Source organism: Candidatus Tisiphia endosymbiont of Xenochironomus xenolabis, from assembly GCF_964264705.1.
Taxonomy (GTDB): Bacteria; Pseudomonadota; Alphaproteobacteria; order Rickettsiales; family Rickettsiaceae; genus Tisiphia.
Genome location: NZ_OZ183473.1, coordinates 1,245,093 through 1,264,166 on the forward strand (window position 1 = coordinate 1,245,093; position 19,074 = coordinate 1,264,166).

Below are 19,074 nucleotides of genomic sequence, written 5' to 3' on the forward strand. Positions count from 1 at the left end.
TCAAACGAAATTCAATTCTTAAGACCAAAGCAGTATATGTAAGGTGAAATATGAAATAACTAAGAAAAGATTAAACTGCTTAAATAAGCACTTTACAGCATATATAAACAATTTAATGTAGTAACCTTTGACAATTCATTAATAGAAATTATCAAACTATACAACTAATACTTTATGTATAATATCAAGTATTTTGATAAAATAAATAACTTTTAGTAAATTAGTCAAAAGGCTGTCTTAATGTTATTGCAGCAGATAGAGTTCCTTCATCCAAATAGTCCAGTTCTCCGCCTATTGGAATGCCACTAGCTAGTCTTGATATTTTGATGGTGGAATTTTTGAAATATTCAGTAATGAAATAAGCGGTAGTTTGACCTTCTAAAGTAGAATTAGTTGCAATAATTATTTCATTAATGTTCTTATCCTGGCATCTAGCTAATAATTCCGGTAGTCTTAGTGCTTTGGGGTTGTGACCATTAGAAGTTGATAAATTATGCCCTAGTACATGATAATGCCCTTTAAAAATACCACTACGCTCTATTGCCCATAATTCTGTCACTGTCTCAACAATTGCTATGATAGATTCGTTGCGATCATCAGATGAACATACTCTGCAAATATGATGAGAATCTATGTTACCACAAATATTACATTTGACAACATTACTATCTACACAACAAAGAACTGAAATTAGACTTTTTAGCCTAACATCTTTTTCTTGTAAAAGATGTAAGACTATACGCCTTGCTGATCTTTGACCAAGACCAGGTAGTTTAGAGAGAAGATAAACCAACTGATCTATTTCATTTAATTTATTCATAAACATACCTTCACTACTTTAAAAGTTGTTAAAACAACTTATTAACTTACCTTACACATAAACCCCATGACAATTTAAAAATTCCGGAAAAGTACAAAACGTCATTGCGAGACCATGTAATGGGCGAAGCAATCCATTTTTGATCACTTTCTGGATTACTTCGTTGACCTTTACGATCTCCTCGTAATGACGCCAGACTATTTTCCCTATGGCTTTTAAATGCCATGCGTAAGGTGAGTAATTAATTATAGTATTTTTTTAATTCTTAATAACTACAGTTCCAGCAATTTTGTCATGTAAAGCTTGGCGTTGTTTAGAAAATAGTATAAACCAAATACCAACTAGCACTAATACATATCCACAAAATCTTTTAACTAATTGGCATTTACTAGGTTTTTCAAGAGTTATTGCATCTACTATTTTCATATGCATAATAAGTTTTCCAGGTGTGGCTCCGCAATAAATCCAAAAACCAATAAAATATGTTGATACTAGAGCAAAGTTAATGATAAGCATTAAAATAAATAATGTAAAAATACCACTAGCAGTTATGTTTTGGAGTAATTCCGGTTTTCTGCTACCCATTATTAGTATGTCAGCCATATTAGCTTTAAAAAATAATAAAGATAGTCTAGATAAAATAAAGGAAGTGATTGGCGTTGTAAAAATTGACAACAAAAATGAATCTAGACAAGAAGCAAAAATCCTAGGAACTAGTTTGGGGTATATAATTTGTTTATTCATTTTTTTTCTAGCTTATATTGTATAATTATTTCCGACAGACTCCTAGCCCTAAATTCTCCTGAATTGACTATATTATAAATTTTCTTTCGAAAGAAGTCTAATGTAATATAAGATCCAAACCATTACCAAGCATAATATTTAATAACTCACTGGAACGAGGCACTACATCAAGATTCGTAGCGATATCAATATGTTGTTTAGGTAGGAGTTTGATATTTTTGTGATGCATTATATAAGATTTTACCGTTACATATTTTTTATCTAACAGTCTAACTCTAATTAATGGTATGGTCACATCATGGTCGGAGTTATTGGTTATCTGGTAGGAAACTTTAATTTGTCCTATTTCTTTATTTTGTTCAACATGGATGTTTCCTATAGTTAGGATATTATCATTTTCTTTATACAGAGCTGGTATGTTAAGTTTTTCTTGAAATAACAATAATAATAAAAGAATAATTACGCTAAACAATAAGATAGGTAAAATATTTGAATGTTGGGGAATTTTTGGTGGTAATAAAGCTGGCAAATTAGTACCTTGGGTTAAAAATATTTTATTATTTTCATTAGTGCTAGCACTTTTTGCTGTATGATGATCTGATATAATTGGTGGTTGTTGCTTTTCATGCTCTGATTTTTGATACCAGATATGGTTGCATTGTGAACATTTGACCTTCCTACCGGTCATACCTATTTGTTCTTTCGACACTATAAAGTTAGTGTTACAACTTGGGCAGGAAATACTCATTTACATGCTCTAATTTATGTACTCAAAATATTTAAGTATATTAGGTTGACTTAAAAATAAAGTAAATTATGATTTTTTTTTACCTTTTAGCAAGAACCTTATGCAAAAACATATTAATACTATAGAAGAATTTTGGCAAATACGCGATAAATTAACCAAAGATTCAGAAAAAACTAATTACGCCAAACAAATATTGCAGGATATTATTAATGGTTTGAATCAAGGGGTAATCAGGGTTTGTAAGAAAGAAGGAGCTGATTGGCAAGTTAATCATTGGGTAAAAAAAGCTATTTTATTACATATGATGCTAACTGATTCACAAATTTACTCTGGAGATTGCATGAGGTGGTATGATAAAATTGCCCCCAAATTTTCTACAGATTATAGTACAGAATTATTTCAAACAGATGGCTGTCGTATTGTTCCCGGAGCAATTATTAGAACAGGGGTCTATTTAGCAAAAAACGTTGTTGTTATGCCTTCTTTTATTAATATAGGGGCATATATAGGAGAGGGAACAATGGTTGATACCTGGGCTACTATAGGCTCATGTGCCCAAATAGGTAAGAATTGTCATATTTCCGGTGGAACAGGTATTGGTGGTGTGTTAGAACCAATCCAAAATAATCCGGTAATAATCGAAGATAATTGTTTTATAGGTGCAAGATCAGAAATAGCAGAAGGAGTTTTAGTAGAAGAGGGAAGCGTAATTAGTATGGGAGTATTTATTGGTGCTTCTACGAAGATAGTAGATAGAGAAAGTGGCAAAATAATTTATGGTAAAGTTCCAGCCTATTCAGTTGTAGTACCTGGCAGCTTGCCTGCTGATTCAGGAAAACCAAGTTTATATTGTGCCGTAATCGTTAAGCAGGTAGATGCCGGAACTAGGAGTAAGGTATCGATAAATGATCTGTTAAGAGGAAATTAAATATATGAATAATAACAAATTAAAGATTATAGTTGAGACAAAAACCCTAACTCATGCTTTGAGCTTTGCTAATTCAGTAGTAGAAAAACGTAATGTAGTTGCCGAACTTAGTCATATTAAATTATCATCGAAGGATGGGAAACTAGAGTTAATAACTACTAATATGGAAATATATTTAAGCCAGAAAATAGCAGCTCAAGTAATAAGAGAGGGAGAAATAACGGTATCTACTAAAACATTAAATGACATAGTAAAAAAGATAGCTGATAATGATATAGTACTCAGTGTATCCAATGAAACCGATCAGCTTGAAATTTTAGGAAAGAATTGTGCTTTTAATCTGCTAACTTTACCTGCGGATCAATTCCCTGCATTAGATGATATTAATGTTGAAGCTATTTTTAAAATAGCTTGTCGTGATTTTGTTAAGATGATCGATGGCACCCTGTTTTCGGTGTCCCTTGATGAAACTCGCTATAATCTTAATGGCGTTTATTTTTACGTAAAAGATGAAGAATGTTGTATGGCTAGCACCGATGGACATAGATTATCAGTGTCAGTAGTAGAAATAGTCGATAAGGTTAGCAAGTTTGGTGTTATTTTATCTAAAAAAACTCTCGAGGAAATCGTCAAAATATTAAAAGACCCCAAAAATATTCAGTTAGAGGTAGAAATTTTTCTAAGTGTGAATAGAATTAAATTTGTTTGCAATGATATTATGATGGTATCAAAACTGATTGATGGAACTTTCCCGGATTACCAAGGATTTATCCCAGTAGATAATAACTATAAACTTACTATTAATACCAAATTGCTAGCTGATGTTATAGATAGAGTAGCAACAATAACTATAGATAAATTTCAAGCAATAAAATTAACTTTATCAAGAGATATGCTTGAAATCACAGCTTCAGGAGAAGCAAGGGGAGCAGCTAAAGAAACTATACCACATTCACTAGATGAAAATAATTTATACGTTTTTGATCATGAAGATACTTTGTCTATAGGTTTTAACCCTAAATATCTTACTGACGCACTCAATGCTGTGTTAAATGCTACTAAAGCAAACCAAGTTGACCTATATTTTTTGGATGCATCATCGCCAATGTTATTGAAAACGCTTCAGAATCCTAAAGACGTTTTTGTGATTATGCCAGTTAAGGTTTGATCATAACAAGAGTATCACTTATAGCTAACCCGAATTAGTTTTAGGAGGCTGCCTACAATAACTAAAGTAAGCGTCATTACGAGAAGGCGTAGCTGACGAAGCAAATGCATTTACTCTGTAGGTTCTTCTCCTAGCAGTGGTGTAGTCTGATCATCAGCACACTATGTTCAACATTAGAGAGTTTTAAGTACGAAAAAATTTTGTTTAACACTTCATTAGGAAGAGAGATTAAGCTAATGCTTTCTTCTCCGAGATAAGTTAGTTTGACTAAAACTATCAGACAAAATATATTCTCGAACATCTTTACTTAATGGTTTATCGAGTATTATACTTCTTAGGCAAGCAACTATTTCTTCTCGTCTTTTGAAATTGGTTAGCTCATTAATTTTGTTGTCATTATGTATTTGTTGTAATTTTTCGATTAATTGATTGGTAATAGTTGATAATTTATTATCTATTTGTTGCTTGCTACTATGCTGATCTAATTCTATACTAAATATTTAAGGAAGGAGTTATGAATTTAACACATAGAAAAGCAAAAATAGAGGATTTACCTCGTATTATAGAACTATTGCTTGAGGATGACTTAGGACAAACGCGTGAATCTAAAAGTACAGAGTTGGATAAATGTTACATAAAAGCGTTTCATAAGATTGATAGCGATCCAAACCAATATTTGATGGTTGTAGAAAAGATAAGCGAGATAATCGGTACATGTCATCTCACTATTATACCCTCGCTAACGTTTATCGGTAGTACTCGCATGCAGATAGAAGCCGTAAGGGTTGATGAAAAACATAGAGGTCAGAAAATAGGTCAGTGGATGTTTGCTCAAACTATCTTATATGCTAAAGATAATGATGTTTCTCTTATTCAACTTACAACAAATAAAAAGCGTTCAAAAGCAAAGTATTTCTATGAAAAATTAGGCTTTATCGCTAGTCACGAAGGTATGAAATTATATTTGCGGGAGAGATTATGAGCAAAATAATAATTTTGAGAAAGAATCTATAATGAACTGATATAATGGTTCCAATATTTTGGACAGAAAAATAAGAAAAATGAGATAGAATTCTTTAGCAAACAAGGAGAGCTAGAGATGAAAAAACAAGTAAGGCAATATAGTGCTGAGGAGAAAGGCAAAATTGTCATAGAAGCAATTAAGGGAGAGCTAACAATAGCCCAGATAACCAGTAAGTATGGTGTTCATGCAACACAGATAAGTAACTGGAAAAAACAAGGTCTTGAGTTGTTAGTACAAGGTTTTAAGAATAAAACACAGAGTGCTGACCCAAATCAGCAGGGGTTAATCAAGAATCTATATGAGAAAATTGGTCAGTTAAGCGTTGAGTGTGACTGGCTCAAAAAAAAATCTGCATTGTTTGGAATTAAAGGTTAGGTGTAATATGATAGAGCCTAATCATAATAAGTTAACAATTGTACAACAGTGTAAGTTATTGGATATTAGCAGGTCAACCTATTACTACCAACCTACTGGTATTAGTGAACAAGATATCAAGATTATGGCAATAATTGATGAGACCTATACTATGCATCCATATTATGGTATGCGGCGGATGGCTAAATATTTACAAGCCCAAGGTTTTTCGGTAGGTCGTAAAGCTGTTAGACGTTACTACAAGATAATGGGTCTTGAAGCTGTTTATCCTAAAATAAATTTAAGCAAGAGGAATCAGGCACATAAAATATATCCTTATTTACTAAAAGGATTAGAAATAGTATTGCCAAACCAGGTTTGGAGTGCAGATATAACGTATATAAGACTGAGCCAAGGGTTCGTATATTTAGTAGCTATTATTGACTGGTATAGTCGTTATATTCTAAGTTGGCGAATCTCCATTAGTTTGGAAAGTGAATTTTGTGTAACAGCCCTTGAAGACGCTATAGAAAAATATGGTATGCCAAAAATATTTAATACTGATCAAGGAGTACAATTTACCTCGGAGAATTTTATTAGTATGCTAAAGCTACATAATATCTTGATTAGTATGGATGGTAAGGGACGAGCCTTAGATAATATTTTTATTGAACGTTTTTGGCGATCATTAAAACAGGAAAAAATTTATCGGATTATTTTAACAACAGTAAAGGAGGCAAAGACAGCAATTAACGAATATATGGACTTTTATAATAGACAAAGGATGCATCAAACTTTGGATTATAAAACTCCAGAATGTGTATATTTTGAAAAAAATATTGTATAAAAACAACAATTTAATTTTTGTGAATTATATCTCTATTTATCTAAATTTTTGTCTAGACAAAGGGGACCACCTTATGATGTGCTAAGTAATACTAAAAACATTGAGTTGAATGAGCAATTTGTCAAATCTCTTAATTTCATGGAATTAAATAGCAGGAATATTTTTATTACTGGTAAAGCAGGAACAGGAAAATCCACGTTATTAACTTACTTTAGAAGAAATACTCAAAAGAAAATTGCAGTATTAGCTCCTACAGGTACCCAGTGCATCAACGAGGGCATGAATTTTAGTACTAAAACCACCTTTGCTTCTACCTAAAACTGTTTCCTCTTGATTATCTTTGATATACTACTAATAAATGAAGGGTTGCAAAGATAGAAGAGACATTTAATAATATAAAATTTTATTTATTTACAGGAGTTAGCAAGAGAAAATATTGAACTACAATTAGAGGTGGTAAGATATTGAGTGATTATATATTAGACCTCTTGCATAACCTAAAGATAATTGAGGCATTTTTAGGAAAAACGAAGTCGAGTACCGCAGCGTACTAAGAGGTACGTGAGGAACGGATACGAGTTTTGACAACAAAATTACCAATTAGGTTAGGTTATGCAAGAGGTCTATTTATTCACCTAAAATTATCCCACCTACCATAACCTCATTAAAAATTTCATTCCAACGTATTTTATGCTCGTATTTAATAGCTCTATCAACCTCTACTAACGAAACATATTTGTCTACAAAATTTGACGTATCCTGTAATAAACGTAAATAGTATTTTATTGTATCAATAACCCCATTAACGATAACCTGACAGCCATGTAAGATTTTAATTTTTTGAATTATATCATTAATAGCATCAGATTCTTATGCGGTTAACCTTAAATTTGATAAAATGTAATATCTTTGAATTTTAGTAATCCGAAATTTGTCAAATGCAATTTGTACGGTTTCTTTAGTGATTAACCTATTCCACTTAACCTCTATACCTTCAAAAACTTGGTTGTTTTTATCAAATACTTCAATATCCCCTACAGCACCACTTTGTAGATCAGACGATGTATGACTTTCAAGGTGAGCCAATTTACATGAATTAAATCTTTTAACCTCATCAATAAAACATTTATATATTGCATAAATTGCTAATACTGGCAACCTACTTGCTCCAAAACCATCTTTATATTTATACGAAAAATGCTTTTCAAGAATATAAATTGCATTAGCAATTGTTATCTCCGTTGGACGAACTAGATTAACCCGCTTCTTTTCCCGTTGAATTAAAAGTTGCTTAAAAATATACTTAAGAGTTACCTCTGCTGAATATTTATTAACTTCTAATTCATTAAGAATTAATAAAAAAGCTTCGGCGACTTCTTTTGGTGATATTTTTCCCTTGTAGTCTAATATATATGGATAAGGTTGTTCAAGAGAACGAGTTAGCCAACCACTTTCAGACATTGATGGAAATTCATATTTTCTTAAAAATGGAGTAACATATTTTGTATCAAAGCTTCTACCAGAATATCCATTTTGCATATTTGATTGATGGTACCTAACATCTTGAGAAGGATGGAAATACTTGTATACTACACTTGTAATGAGAACTGTTAGCACCCCCTTACTACGCTCTGAATTATCTAATATAATATCCAATCTACTTTTAATACTATCTTCTATAAAGAAGTCAGACTCAACTGAAACTTTTTCCAAGAAAGTAGCTAATTCTTTTCCATATTCCATAATAAACTCAATAAATCACAGTAATTGTTCAACTATGGCTTCTCCTATAATTCTTACCTTTGGAATACATACAGAATTTCCGACTTGTTTATATAACTCAGATATTGAAGATTTTAGTTTATAGTCTTCAGGAAATCCCATAATTTTAAAACACTCATTTATTGTTAGTTTTCTTACACGTCCATTATTAAGTAATATCCAATAACGCCCCGAAGTTTCTTGCGATGATAATGTTGGGTGCGTACCTTCAATTGAATATATTCTGTTTGGTTGTTTGTGAACTATAGATAAATGCTCAGTTCCCTCCCTAACTCCTTTATTTCTTATCTTTTTATTCCTATATCCACAAAATATTAAACCACTTTGTTGTCTAGTTGGATTCTCTATAATTTTATATTCATCTGATTCTAGAAATTCAAAATCCCCTTCTTGATCCAAAATATCATGAATTTTTATAGTTTTTTGTTTTTTAAGCTTAGAAAAATCAAACTTACCATTTAAACTTGTAATAATAATTAATCTTTCTCTATTTTGTGGAACTCCAAAATTTTTTGCATTTAGTATATTGTAAGAAATATTATAGCCTATCTTATTAAGGTTTGATACGATGTGTTGCAACGTTTCACCATTGTTATGATGTAATAAATGCTTCACATTTTCTAGCATCACAACTTTAGGCTTTGAATGATTTACAATATTAAATATCGATTCAATTACACTTGCACGTTCATCTTTTAATCCCATTTTTTTACCTGAAATACTAAAGGGTTGGCAAGGAAATCCCGCACATAAAACATCACACTCCGGTATATCATTTGGATCTATTGTTTTGATATCTCCAGCTAGAATTTCACCAAAATTTTCTTGATACATTTTTTGGCAATGTTCATTTATTTCGCATGAAAAAAGACACTTTCCACCTATTGACTGCAACGCAATCCTAAATCCTCCGATCCCAGCAAATAAATCAATGAAAGAAAATTTGTACATTTGTAAATCAATTTTTATAAACTTTATATTAAATAACTTAACCACAATCTCAATCTTAAAATCATAGTAGTATATTTGTTTTTCTATATTAACCTTATCACTTCTCCCCCTCTTCTAATTCTTTATGATATAATTTATAATATTCGGCTTTATTTTCTATAAGCTGTGAGTGAGTTCCTTGCTCAAATATCATACCAGATTTCATAACAACTATGTGATCAACATCCTTAATACTCGATAAACGATGGGTGACAATTAAGGTAGTCTTACCTTTACGAAGATTTACTAAAGAATTTAAAATTAATCGCTCAGAATTTTGGTCTAACGAACTTGTTGCCTCATCCCAAACTAAAATTGCTGCTGGCTTCAAAAAGGCTCTAGCTATCGCTAAACGTTGACGCTGCCCACCTGAAAGCGTTGAACCTTGATTACCAATCATCGTATCATAACCGAATGGGAGCTGTGAAATAAACTCATCAGCATCAGCATATTTTGCCGCAGTAATAATTTCACTGCGAGTGGCATCTGGGTTACCATAAGCAATATTTTCTGCAACGCTAGTGTCAAATAATGTAGTATCTTGCGTTACTAAAGAGATTTGCCGTCTTAAAGAGTCAATTTTTATATCTTTAATATCGTAATCATCAATTAAAATTTGCCCGCTAGTTGGGTTATAAAATCTTACTAATAAATTAGCTAATGAAGTTTTGCCGCTACCAGAACGTCCTATAACAGCTGTAGTCTTTCCTTGCATTAATTGTAAATTCAGATGCTTTAAAGCTACTTTATTATTAAATTTTAGCTCGACATTGTTAAAAACTACTGATGGATTAACTAACGGAACAGTTAGAGCATTTACACTATCTTTAATAACAGGCTCAGTATCTAGAATATTAAATATTCTTCTTGTCGCAGCAATTCCCTCTTGTAGGTTGATATTTAAAGACACCAAACTCTTAAAAGGTCTATACGCTGTGATAAAGGCTGTAATAAAAGCAAAAAGCGCTCCTGGAGTAGTCTCTCCTTCTATGACTAACAATCCACCATACCAAATAAGCCCACCAACTGTTATACCACTTAATATTTCCATAAGCGGTGAGATCAGTGCATCCAATTTGGCAGTTTTTTTTAGAAAACGTAAAATATTGCTGGAAATCAATAAAGCTCGATTGCTTTCAATTTTCTCTCCTAAGAAAGACTTAACAATTTTAATTGACCCAAAAGTCTCATCTAACCTTGAAGTATAATTAGCTAATTCCTCTTGAGCTTGACCGGATATTTTGCGAATTTTCCGTCCTAATTGTTGTGTTGGATAAATTGCTGCTGGAAATGCCATAAATACAATACAAGATAGCTTAGGTTCTAACCTAAACATCACTATGATCAGACCTAGTACTGTTAAAAAATGTTTGGCACAACATACCAGTATATTCGATACTGCACCACGCATCATCGAAATATCGTTAGTAAAACGTGATATTAAACGCCCCGATGATTGAGACTGAATAAATAGAATATCAGCAAATAATAAATGTTCATACATTTTAATTTGCAAATCAGTTAAAATTCTCTGACCAACAAATTTAATTAAATAACTTGAATAATATTCAGCAATACCTTTAATAGTAAATGTTAGTACTACCATTAACGGTAAAAATAATAACATTTGACGATGATGTGTTAAAAATATTTGGTCAATGGTTGGTTGGACTAATTCAACAATATAAGCATTACAGCAAGCGTTAACTACCATAAACAATACTGCTATCCCAATCTGTTTTAGATATGGTCTTATATGGTCAACTATTAGCCTTCTTACAGTGCTATAGGCATTATAGTCATAATTTATTAGGTTATGTTTTTTTGGCAAAATTCTCTCCTTCTGTTTGGTAATTTGTTACAACTCTTGCACTATACAGATAAATTACTGTACTGAACAATATTAGTAATAATAACATAAAAAATCCTAGCACTAAGTATATTGAATTAAAATATTGCCATAATAACATACAAAAAAATGGCGTTGTCGATGAAAGTATCATTCCACCAAGTGAATGAGATAGGCTACACATTCTAGCCCTAATATTAGTTACAAACATAGATTGGACAATAATTTGTAATGGCACTACGTAAAATGGAGCAAGTCCGATAAGTATTACCGGAAAGTAAATTATCGAGATTTTTATATATAATAGCAATTGGACAATAATTATCACTAACAAACTTAATGATAGTGAGATGATAATTTGTTTTTTAGGATAAAACCTATCGGCTAAAAAACCAGACAACACCGACATACTAGCATAAATGCTTATTAAAACTATATTGATAATTTGAGATTGATGGCTATTCATAACCAATGCACTTTTTACAGCAAAGACTCCCCAAAAATAAATGAGAAAATGGTAAATACCCCCTATACAACCACTGATTAATATTGCTAAAATAAATTTGCTAGGCAAATTTTTGATAATCTTTGCCAAATAAAAAAAGTTATAATCAGCAGATTTGTGATCTTTTCTAGATTTTAAAAATTCTTCGCTTTCATGAAAATAATGCCTCAAGAATATAATAATTAAGCCAAAAATTCCACCAATAATAAAATTCGCTCGCCATAAATAAGCAATTGACTCAAACTCTGTAGAAAAATGGTAAATTGCTGCCGCAAGCAATGCTCCAACCTGACTACAAAATGATACAATACCACTAGCACAATTTTTGCTTGCCTTACCCACTTTTTCTACAACATAAATTTTTATTGCATCACTTTCTCCTGCTAAACTCATTAAAAATGTCATACGACAAAATATTAAAATTATTGTCGCTACTATACCAATTTTATCAAAATTAGGAGTTAACCCTATAAGAATTGTCGAGATAGTGGCTAAAAATACCGAAATTCTCACTGAGACAATTCTACCATATTTATCACTAATAAAACCAAAAATGATCGAGCCGATAGGACGAGCTATTACAGCTATACTAAATATAGCAAAAAATAATAATATTTGTTGATCATTTGATCCTAATGGTAAAAAGTTTTTGGATAAAATAGTTGCTGATAGCCCAAAAAGAGCATAATCATAATAACGAACAGTTGTTGTAAAAAAAGCAATTAGGAACGCCGGTCTTGTCATACATCTAGACCTATTATTTTTTTCATGGTATAATTTTTTTATCTTATTTGTGCATTGTTGATTTTTTATTGTTGAGTATATACATTTAATGCAAAAAAAGAAAATGTTAGTTATATGTGGACCTACTGCTAGTGGTAAGTCTTATTTGGCACATTATTTAGCCAAAATATATGATGGCGAGATAGTTAACAGCGACTCTATGCAGATATATAAGCATATCCCTATTATTACTGCTTCACCATCACCAATATACCGAGACGAGATACCCTATCATCTTTATAACTTTTTATCCGTAGATCAAGAATTTTCAGTAATACAATATGTAAATCATGCTCTTGAGAAAATTACAGACATCCGTAATAGAGGTAAGCTACCAATAATTGTTGGTGGTACGGGGTTATATATTAATTCACTGCTTTTTGGTTATAATGAAATACCGACAATATCTCCAGAGATTAGGCAATATGTTAGAGAGTTGCACTCTAAGATTGGCTCATGTCAATTCTTTAATCAACTAAAAGAGCTTGATGTATTGGCTAGCCAGAAATTAAATAAGCATGATAGTCAGAGGGTTATAAGAGCCTATGAAGTATTTATGCAAACCAAGCAATCTATATTTACTTTCCAAGCTACACAGAATATACCCATTCTTCCAGAATTTGACTTTAAAGTAATTTTTCTAAATCCGGAGCGGGAATTTCTTTATCAAACATGTAATACTAGGTTAGAAAAAATATTTAATGAAGGAGCAATTGAAGAAATAGCTCTAATTAAAGAAAACTTTCCCGATATAATATCTTCTGCAATAAAAACCATTGGTCTGCGAGAAATATTATCTTATCTAAATAATGAAATTACTTTACAAACTGCCTTAAATCTAGCACAAATTAAAACCAGGCAATATGCAAAAAGACAAATTACCTGGTTTAAAAACCAAATAAAAGACAAGATTACTCTAGAATATTCCAATAATCAACAATTTGAAGAGTTATTAATAGACTTATAGTGAATTAACTTGAATTTGCAACGTTATAAATCCGATTAGTATTTAGATCAGTGTAATTGCGAGGAGCCACTTTAGTGGCGACGAAGCAATCAAAAAAACGATTAAAATGGATCAACTATGTTAGCAATAAAAATTTAAATAAATTTGGTTTAAATTTTTATTGCTTCTGCAGAGCTAGAATGGAGAGAAGAAAAATTGAGGTAATTGATATGCCCATATTTTATTGTGGTCACTTTGTAACCTGAGGAATTAAGTGAGGAGAGGATATTAAATGTTTATTATAAATATTACTTACAAAACAAATCTTGCTGTTGTTGAAAAGTTTATTGCAAGTCACATAAAATTTCTAGATAATTATTATTCTAAAGGTTGCTTTATTGTATCAGGTCGTAAAAATCCTAGAACAGGAGGTATTATTCTTGCAAATATTAAGGACAAGAAGCAAGTTGATAGTATAATAAAAGAAGATCCATTTTACATTAATAATATCGCTAATTATGAAATAATTGATTTTACCCCTACAAAATACCATGAAAAATTCGCATATTTTACTAAAAATATTTATAACGATACTAAGAATATATAATATTGTATAAAGAATTCCATAACAAACTAGTAATTTATAATCATATAGCTAAAACGTATACGTCATTGTGAGACCACGCAAGTAGGTCGGCAATCCACATTTATTGGACAACAACTACGCGGAAATGACAATTTACAATAAATATTTATCCTGGTTAGCTATAATCCTTATAAAACAATAATTAGAATTAATGATGATTTACCCTACCTTACTTATTCTTTTGTTTATCCTGTTTCTCTATTTTAAATTTAGAAAGACATTTTATATTACCTCAATAATCTATCCAATAGTTGCTGGTATATTATTAATTAACAGCCAAAATGAGGCGGTAATTAATCTATATAATAATAGTTTTATTATTAATTTTAGTAATGAAAATAAATTAATAGCACTTGCTTTTATGGTGATAACGTTGGTGACTAACCTATATGCCATTAGCCAAAACAGGAAATTTGAGGTATTGATAGGTAGTTTATACTCAGCCTCTTCCTTGATCTGTTTATTTGCTGGGGATTTTATCTCGATGTTTGTTGCTCTAGAAATGATGATGATATGTGCCACTTTGTTAATTTTTTACGGTAATTGTAAAAATAGTATTAGGGCGGCAAGACAGTATTTCCTTACACATCTTATAAGTGGTAGTCTTATCTTAATAGGGATTAGTTATATAATCACCAATAGTTCTAACATACAAATTATTTCTCTTAGCCAATTGATAGAGAACAGAGATGCTTCTTTTATCTTTTATGTTCTAATACTTAGTGGTTGCTTAATTAATGTAGCGAGCATACCTTTTTCCGGATGGATTGTTAATTGTTATCCATTTGCCTCAACTTCAGGGATGATATATTTAACCAGCTTTACTAGTAAAATATCGATCATTATACTTCTTAAATTATTTAGTGGTTTAGAAATACTTAAATTCTTTGGATTATTAATGATTATATATGGTGGGGTTTATGCTTGTATAGAAGATAACATCAAGAGATTAGTCTGTTATCTTACTGTTTCTCAGCTTGGATTTATGGTGATTGCCATTGGCACAAAATCTCAACAAGCAAATTTAGGAATCATAGTTTTTCTTTTTGTCCATATATTGTATAAAGCTTTATTTGGTCTATATGTTGCTATATTAATAGATAAAGGTAATGTAGAAAATTGCTCTGAGATAAAAGGGCTTTACTCATGGAGAAACCCTTTATTGCTTGGTAGTTTAATAATTAGTGTATTATTCATTATAGCCTTACCTCCTCTTGCTAGTTTTGTTAGCAAAATTATTGTGACCAATGTTTTGAATCAGGATATTAATTATTATGCTATTTTCCTATTAAAAATTATAACATGTGCGGCTTTATTTTCTACGGTTAAATACAAATCTCTGACTAAGGACTTTTACCCTATAGTGAATATTTTGAGCAAAGTCAGCTTATTGGTCATGCTATCATTTGTATTGGCAACTAATTTCTTTTTAGAGCAAGGCTTAAAATTAGTATGGTCATCTTATCCTGTTGAAACACTTGATATAAATTGGTTGGATATAGTAAAGCAAATAGTAATAATAATAATAGGTATATTGCTTAGTGTGGTTTTTAATAAAAAGATTTCTAGACGTTCAACTGCTAACATAAATTTAGATTTATTTCAGTTTGTTGAAAATAATTTTCGTCGTATTTATTACAAATATCACTTAGTGGGACACGATTTTAATGATAGACTAGGGGCGGAATACCCTGTTTTGAAAAGAGTAGAAAAAAATGCTTTACGTAAGATAAAATCTTTGCATAATCAATCAACAAGTCTATTAGTCGTAATTATATCGTTAATTACTTTTATAATAATAAGCACTAAATGAGGGCAAAATGCAGCCACCTATAGCCGATAAGATCGATTACAGTTTTACATTGCACGGTAAAAAATTTACAGATCAATATAACTGGCTTAGAGATATCGAATGGCCTAATGTTAGCGATAAAAAAATCATAGAATATTTACAGGCAGAAAATAAATATTCCGAGCAATTTTTTGAGCCATTACAAAAAGAAAAAGATAAAATATTTGAGGAGTTAAAGGGCAGAATTAAACTTGCTGATCAGTCAACTTACGTAAAAAAAGATAATTACTATTATTATACCAGAACTGAAGAAAATGCTGAATATCCTATATATTGCCGAAAAATTGGGTCAATAGATGCTCCGGAAGAAATTATATTAGATATCAATGTTATTGCTAAAGATAATAAATTTACTGATCTAGGTCTAGTATCAATCTCTCCCGATCATATGCTACTAGCTTATAGTGTTGATTTTACCGGGGATGAAAAATATACAATTAAAGTCTATAATTTAAAGACCAAAGAATATTTACCAGATGAAATACATAATGTGAGTCGCACTATAATTTGGCATGAATATCTGAAAGGGTTCTTTTATATGCCGATTAATGAGAATTTTCGTCATGATAAATTAATGATTCACTTCATAGATCATGCAATTTCCGATGATAAGTTAGTACATCATATAACAGATCCATTATATCAGTTGAACGTTAGTAAGTCATCCAGTCGACAATATATTTTCGTTGATGTATCTGGTCATGATGCAAATGAAACATATGTTCTAGCAATGTGGGATCATAGCTTTGAGCCTAAGCTTCTTAGACCTCTAAAGGGAGGAGTTTTTTATGATGTTGAGCATAATGGTGATAATTTTTATATTAATACCAATGAAGGGGCAAAAAACTTTCGCATAGTGTTAGTAAATGTGCGTAATTTTCAAAATGATTTATGGGAAAATAATTATATACCAGAAGACCCAACTAAATATTTAGCTAGTTTTAATATTACTAACAATTATTTAATAGTTAATTATCGTGATCAAGGATTACCAGTTATTAAAATAAAGCATCTTAAAGAGCAGAATGAAAAAATTATTCATTTCCCGGATGCTGCTTTTACTGCTTCAGCCTTCTCTACTAATTTTGATGAAGATGATATTCGAGTAAATTATTCTTCGCTTGCTAGACCGAACACCACTTATAGTTATGATTTTAACAGTGAGCAACTATCAATATTGAAAGTACAGGAAATACCAAGTGGCTTTAATCCTGAAGAATATATGGTGGAAAGAATATTTGCTGATAATGATGGGGTTAAAGTACCAATTACCTTATTATATAAAAAATCATTATTTAACAAGGATGGGAAGAATCCTTTATATTTATATGGTTATGGTTCATATGGTATCAGCATACCAGTATCCTTTAGGAATACCGCTATTTCTCTTGTAGATCGTGGGTTTGTTTATGCTCTTGCTCATATTAGAGGTGGAGACGATCTTGGGCATGATTGGTATCAAGCTGCTAAATTCCTCAATAAAAAAAGAACTTTTGATGACTTTATTGTTTCTGCTAAACAGTTAATTAAAGAAAAATATACTAGCCAGGGTAATATAGTAATTTGTGGAGGAAGTGCAGGAGGGATGTTAATTGGAGCGGTCATTAATGAACAACCAGAATTATTTAAAGCAGCCCTTGCCCATGTGCCTTTTGTTGACGTATTAAATACTATGCTCGATGAAGAACTGCCATTAACCCCTAGTGAATTTAAGGAGTGGGGCAATCCTAAAGAGCTAGATTATTTTAACTATATTAAGTCTTATTCTCCGTATGATAATATAAAAGCTCAAAACTACCCGAGTCTATTTATCACGGCTGGAATTTCTGACCCTAGAGTTGGGTATTGGGAAGCAGCTAAATGGGCAGCAAAGATTCGAGCAACAAAAACAGATAATAACATATTATTGCTAAAAACTAATATGGATTCAGGGCATAAAGGTTCTTCTGGTCGTTTCGATTATCTAAAAGAAGCAGCCGATGAGATAATATTTATATTTATGGTTTTTGGTATAAGTCAGATAGTATAGTTAACCGGATTGTGAGCGTTCACGGTTTTTTTGCTTTCTTATGATGAATAAAAAATATGCTCACCAAGCGTCATTACGAGGAACCGAATTGCGGCAACGCGGCAATCCAAAAAGTGACCAGGAATAGATTGCTTCGTTGGCTACGCATTCTCGCAATGACGTCTTGTACTTTAACCTTTTTTCCGTGAACACTCACGATTCTATAGTTAGTATTATGTAGACGTTTTAGTTATATCATCATATCTCTTCAATCTAGATAATATAGGTTCTAAATCAGACAGCTTAATCATACAAGGGCCGTCACTTGGAGCATTATCTGGCTCTTGATGAACTTCCATAAAAACACCAGCGACTCCAACGCTAACAGCTGCTCTTGCCAGTATTTCAACATATTTCCTCTCGCCACCACTACTATTGCCTATACCACCTGGCTGCTGAACCGAATGGGTTGCATCGAAAATTACTGGAGCTCCAGTTTCTGCCATAATTGGCAAACTACGCATATCTGATACTAATGTGTTGTAACCAAAACATACTCCCCGCTCGGTAAGCATGATATTCTTAGCCCCAAAGCTTTCCAGCTTAGCATGGACATTCTTCATATCCCAAGGAGCAAGAAATTGTCCTTTTTTCACATTAACTACCTTATTGGTCAGTGCGGCAGCCCGCAATAAATCTGTTTGTCTACATAAAAAAGCGGGAATTTGGATTATATCAACAATTTCAGCAACCCTGGCACATTGACCCTCTGTATGAACATCGGTAAGAATGTGACAATTAAAGGTTGATTTTACCTTATACAAAATTTCTAGCCCTTTGTCAAGCCCACTACCACGAAGACCATTAATTGAAGTTCTATTTGCTTTGTCAAATGATGATTTGTAAATAAATGGTATGTTAAGTTTAGCCGTAAGAGTCACAAGCTTGTCTGCCATAAATAGTGCATGATCTAGAGTTTCTATTTGGCATGGACCAGCAATCAAAATAAATGGTAGAGCATTGCCAATTTTGATATTATGTAAGTCAATTATTTTTTGCATAAGTACAGTGGCTCCTTAA

The 19,074-nt window shown here is 31.6% G+C and carries 17 protein-coding genes and 1 pseudogene; 9 read left to right on the forward strand and 9 right to left on the reverse strand.

The window, feature by feature from the left end; genetic code table 11:
- Positions 1 to 220: 220 nt before the first annotated feature.
- The 3 genes from recR to ACFELY_RS06045 all read right to left on the reverse strand — a co-directional run bounded on the left by recR (position 221) and on the right by ACFELY_RS06045 (position 2,312).
- Positions 221 to 820, reverse strand: coding sequence for a recombination mediator RecR (gene recR / locus ACFELY_RS06035; protein WP_341759141.1), 600 nt, complete (start codon positions 818 to 820; stop codon positions 221 to 223).
- Between the two features lie 258 nt (positions 821 to 1,078).
- Positions 1,079 to 1,564, reverse strand: coding sequence for an RDD family protein (locus tag ACFELY_RS06040; protein WP_375333916.1), 486 nt, complete (start codon positions 1,562 to 1,564; stop codon positions 1,079 to 1,081).
- Between the two features lie 97 nt (positions 1,565 to 1,661).
- Positions 1,662 to 2,312, reverse strand: a complete 651-nt coding sequence (locus ACFELY_RS06045) for an MJ0042-type zinc finger domain-containing protein (RefSeq protein ID WP_341759143.1) — start codon at positions 2,310 to 2,312, stop codon at positions 1,662 to 1,664.
- 100 nt (positions 2,313 to 2,412) lie between these two features.
- On the opposite strand from ACFELY_RS06045, the gene dapD reads away from it, so the two are divergent.
- The 5 genes from dapD to ACFELY_RS06070 all read left to right on the forward strand — a co-directional run bounded on the left by dapD (position 2,413) and on the right by ACFELY_RS06070 (position 6,633).
- A complete protein-coding gene (dapD, locus tag ACFELY_RS06050; RefSeq protein WP_341759144.1) occupies positions 2,413 to 3,240 on the forward strand; it encodes a 2,3,4,5-tetrahydropyridine-2,6-dicarboxylate N-succinyltransferase in 828 nt (275 codons plus the stop codon).
- Between the two features lie 4 nt (positions 3,241 to 3,244).
- Positions 3,245 to 4,408 (forward strand): DNA polymerase III subunit beta, encoded by a 1,164-nt coding sequence (gene dnaN / locus ACFELY_RS06055; protein WP_341759145.1) that lies wholly within the window; start codon positions 3,245 to 3,247, stop codon positions 4,406 to 4,408.
- 514 nt (positions 4,409 to 4,922) lie between these two features.
- Complete coding sequence (locus tag ACFELY_RS06060) at positions 4,923 to 5,390, forward strand: GNAT family N-acetyltransferase (protein WP_375333917.1); 468 nt, start codon at positions 4,923 to 4,925, stop codon at positions 5,388 to 5,390.
- 117 nt (positions 5,391 to 5,507) lie between these two features.
- Entirely contained in the window at positions 5,508 to 5,807 is a 300-nt protein-coding gene (locus tag ACFELY_RS06065; protein ID WP_375333457.1) for a transposase, read from the forward strand.
- Positions 5,808 to 5,814: 7 nt separating this feature from the next.
- On the forward strand, positions 5,815 to 6,633 hold the full coding sequence (locus ACFELY_RS06070; protein WP_341758831.1) for an IS3 family transposase: 819 nt from the start codon (positions 5,815 to 5,817) through the stop codon (positions 6,631 to 6,633).
- A gap of 258 nt (positions 6,634 to 6,891) precedes the next feature.
- Here the strand turns inward: ACFELY_RS06070 and ACFELY_RS06075 are convergent.
- The 5 genes and pseudogenes from ACFELY_RS06075 to ACFELY_RS06095 form a co-directional block, all read right to left on the reverse strand.
- A pseudogene (locus ACFELY_RS06075) lies at positions 6,892 to 6,981 on the reverse strand (IS5/IS1182 family transposase); the annotation flags it as partial.
- Between the two features lie 522 nt (positions 6,982 to 7,503).
- On the reverse strand, positions 7,504 to 8,376 hold the full coding sequence (locus ACFELY_RS06080) for a hypothetical protein (RefSeq protein WP_375333918.1): 873 nt from the start codon (positions 8,374 to 8,376) through the stop codon (positions 7,504 to 7,506).
- Positions 8,377 to 8,391: 15 nt separating this feature from the next.
- The gene (locus ACFELY_RS06085; RefSeq protein WP_375333919.1) at positions 8,392 to 9,411 is read right to left on the reverse strand and encodes a DNA cytosine methyltransferase; all 1,020 of its coding nucleotides are present in this window, start codon (positions 9,409 to 9,411) and stop codon (positions 8,392 to 8,394) included.
- Positions 9,412 to 9,463: 52 nt separating this feature from the next.
- Entirely contained in the window at positions 9,464 to 11,236 is a 1,773-nt protein-coding gene (locus tag ACFELY_RS06090; RefSeq protein ID WP_375333920.1) for an ABC transporter ATP-binding protein, read from the reverse strand.
- On the reverse strand, positions 11,220 to 12,503 hold the full coding sequence (locus ACFELY_RS06095) for an MFS transporter (RefSeq protein WP_341759150.1): 1,284 nt from the start codon (positions 12,501 to 12,503) through the stop codon (positions 11,220 to 11,222). Before ACFELY_RS06095 ends, ACFELY_RS06090 begins: the two co-directional genes overlap by 17 nt.
- An 88-nt stretch (positions 12,504 to 12,591) precedes the next feature.
- On the opposite strand from ACFELY_RS06095, the gene miaA reads away from it, so the two are divergent.
- The 4 genes from miaA (at position 12,592) to ACFELY_RS06115 (ending at position 18,015) form a co-directional block, all read left to right on the forward strand.
- Positions 12,592 to 13,509: a tRNA (adenosine(37)-N6)-dimethylallyltransferase MiaA gene (miaA, locus tag ACFELY_RS06100; RefSeq protein WP_375333921.1), complete on the forward strand. Its 918-nt coding sequence runs from the start codon at positions 12,592 to 12,594 to the stop codon at positions 13,507 to 13,509.
- Positions 13,510 to 13,780: 271 nt separating this feature from the next.
- Positions 13,781 to 14,095 carry a YciI family protein gene (locus tag ACFELY_RS06105; RefSeq protein WP_375329829.1) on the forward strand — a complete coding sequence of 105 codons (315 nt, stop codon included), beginning with the start codon at positions 13,781 to 13,783 and terminating at the stop codon, positions 14,093 to 14,095.
- A 190-nt stretch (positions 14,096 to 14,285) separates the two neighbouring features.
- Positions 14,286 to 15,947 (forward strand): proton-conducting transporter membrane subunit, encoded by a 1,662-nt coding sequence (locus ACFELY_RS06110; RefSeq protein WP_375333922.1) that lies wholly within the window; start codon positions 14,286 to 14,288, stop codon positions 15,945 to 15,947.
- Positions 15,948 to 15,954: 7 nt separating this feature from the next.
- Positions 15,955 to 18,015, forward strand: a complete 2,061-nt coding sequence (locus tag ACFELY_RS06115) for a S9 family peptidase (RefSeq protein WP_375333923.1) — start codon at positions 15,955 to 15,957, stop codon at positions 18,013 to 18,015.
- Positions 18,016 to 18,227: 212 nt separating this feature from the next.
- Here the strand turns inward: ACFELY_RS06115 and kdsA are convergent, their stop codons facing one another.
- On the reverse strand, positions 18,228 to 19,055 hold the full coding sequence (kdsA, locus tag ACFELY_RS06120) for a 3-deoxy-8-phosphooctulonate synthase (RefSeq protein WP_375333924.1): 828 nt from the start codon (positions 19,053 to 19,055) through the stop codon (positions 18,228 to 18,230).
- Between the last annotated feature and the right edge of the window lie 19 nt (positions 19,056 to 19,074).